2 protein-coding genes are annotated in these 2,160 nt (G+C 62.8%); one reads left to right on the top strand and one right to left on the bottom strand.

The window, feature by feature from the left end; all coding sequences use genetic code 11:
• Nucleotides 1-242 precede the first annotated feature (242 nt).
• Nucleotides 243-1,055 (top strand): MetQ/NlpA family ABC transporter substrate-binding protein, encoded by an 813-nt coding sequence (locus P3W85_RS14055; RefSeq protein ID WP_276265232.1) that lies wholly within the window; start codon nt 243-245, stop codon nt 1,053-1,055.
• Between the two features lie 73 nt (nt 1,056-1,128).
• Here P3W85_RS14055 and P3W85_RS14050 read toward each other — a convergent pair whose 3' ends face one another.
• Entirely contained in the window at nt 1,129-1,830 is a 702-nt protein-coding gene (locus P3W85_RS14050) for a hypothetical protein (protein ID WP_017227973.1), read from the bottom strand.
• Between the last annotated feature and the right edge of the window lie 330 nt (nt 1,831-2,160).

Raw genomic sequence — 2,160 nt, 5'->3', positions numbered from 1 at the left:
GCGGGAATGGAGGAGACGATTCAATCTTAGCGGCAATACGGGTTATCCCGCAACGACGCAATTGCCATATGCATATACCGCGACGCAATGGCCGCCGCCCGCCTCCCTCGTTTTATGCGACTGCGTTATAAGACCATGCATTTTTACTCGTTCCTTGAACGTATCAACTTCCCTACAATGACCTCCTCATCTGCCGCCATGCCGGCAGCAACGATGCACACAAACGAATAAGGGGAGCTTTGATGAAAATGGGTTTCGGGATTCGACTGATTGCCGCCGTCCTTGCGCTCGGCGTTATCCAGACCGCCGGCGCCGCCGATCCGGACAAGAAGGAAATCCGCTTCGGCGCCACCGCCGGCCCGTATTCCGACCAGATCCGCTACGGCATCAAACCCCTGCTGGAAAAGAAGGGCTACAAGGTCACCATCATCGAGTTCAGCGATTACGTGCAGCCCAACCTGGCGCTGGCCGATGGCGCCATCGACGCCAATGCCTTCCAGCATGTGGCCTATCTGAAGAAGTTCTCCGGCGACCGCAAGCTGCAATTGTCCGAAGTGATCCAGGTGCCCACCGCCCCCATCGGCATCTATAGCCGCAAGCACAAAGCGCTGACCGAGGTGAAGCCGGGCGCTTCGGTGTCGCTGCCCAACGATCCTTCCAACCTGGCGCGCGCCATCGCCATGCTGCAGCAGATCGGCTGGATCACGCTGAAGACCGGCACCGATCCCATCCGCGCCAGCGAGCGCGATATCGAAGGCAACCCGCACAAGCTCAAGCTGATCCAGCTCGAAGCCGCGCAATTGCCGCGCTCGCTCGACGACGTGGACTACGCCTTCGTCAACGGCAACTTCGCGCTCTCCTCCGGTCTCAAGCTGACCGAAGCGCTGAGCCTGGAGAAGATCCCCGACTACTACATGAACCTGGTCGCCGTGCGCACCGCCGACACCGGCAAGCCCTTCGTCAAGGACATCCGCGAGGCCTACCAGTCGCCGGAATTCAAGGCCACCACGCAGCAGCGTTTCGCGGGCTTCCTGCCGCCGGCCTACCAGCGTTGAGCATTTGAACATTGCGTGTTGAGCGGCGCACCGCCGCTCCCACCCGCTGCGAGCCCTCATGCGGGGCTCTTTTTCATCCGGACCTCAGGGCTCGCGCGCGGGCCGCGCCCAGCGCCAGGGTCTCGGCAACCCAGTTGCTCAACAGCAGGAATGCCAGCATGCCGGTCAGCATGGCGCAGACCATGCCGTTGGCAACCCAAGGCACGCCCAGGCCCAGCGCGAGCTTCTCCATCGCGGACATGCCCAGCGCCATCAGGACCGACATGGCGCCGAACTCCAACGCGATGCGCAACGCCGCCAGCAATGCCGCCCCCGTCCTGCCGCGCCGGGCGCCACGCGGAACACCGCCACGCCGGAAAACGATCAGGGCCAGCATCGCCATCATGGTCACCGGGAACCAGCGCAGGTGGCCAAGCAGCTGGTCCCAGCCGAACCCCGCGGACTGGCCTGCGCCGCACAGGTAGAGAATCGCCTCCGGCGGCACCCGCGAGAAATCCAGCGCCGTCCCCGCGCTGGTCACCACGATGCAGAACAGCATCGTCCCGCGCACGCAACGGTGAAGCCGCCAGGCCGCAGCGGCATACCTGGCGGCGCCACAGGCGATCGCGCTGCAACAGCTCCATACCCAGCTGGTCTGGGCACCATGCACCAGGACGGGCAGATCGCCCGCAGCAAAGCCCAGCAGCGCAAACAGCAGCACGCGCCCGGCCAAGCCGGGCCGGCCCGTCAGCACCAGCCGAAACCCATGCAGCCGGCCGCGTAATTTCGCATCCATGGCATCGCTCCGCGTCACAACAGTCCGCGCCCGTACTACCGGATATAGAAGAGATCGACGACCGCCCGATTGCCGAGAACCAGGCCATCCAATCCGGAGCCACCCCACCCACCACGAATCCGCAAGCCACCAAGCCCTACACGCCAGCCTCCTGCAAGGATCGCTTTCCTTTGGTTACTCTTCTTTACGAGCGGGCGGGTAGAGAGAGATTCATGAATTGGAGTTTGCCTAGTTATAGGTTTTTTATGGGAATGATTTAGGGTTGCAGGGCCTAAAGGCGGAGTGGCGTCGGGCTCTTGGGCACATGGAGGTGTCACTTTTCTTTACTCG

The sequence above is a fragment of the Cupriavidus basilensis genome, assembly GCF_029335485.1.
GTDB classification, from domain to species: Bacteria; Pseudomonadota; Gammaproteobacteria; order Burkholderiales; family Burkholderiaceae; genus Cupriavidus; species Cupriavidus basilensis_E.
Note: the sequence above shows the minus strand (reverse complement) of the source record. Positions and strands in the feature narration are given on the sequence as shown.

Bases quoted from the DNA above. Each gene is read 5' to 3' on its own strand.
- P3W85_RS14055 (WP_276265232.1), top strand. From the start codon at position 243: ATGAAAATGGGTTTCGGGATTCGACTGATTGCCGCCGTCCTTGCGCTC.
- P3W85_RS14050 (WP_017227973.1), bottom strand. From the start codon at position 1,830: ATGGATGCGAAATTACGCGGCCGGCTGCATGGGTTTCGGCTGGTGCTG.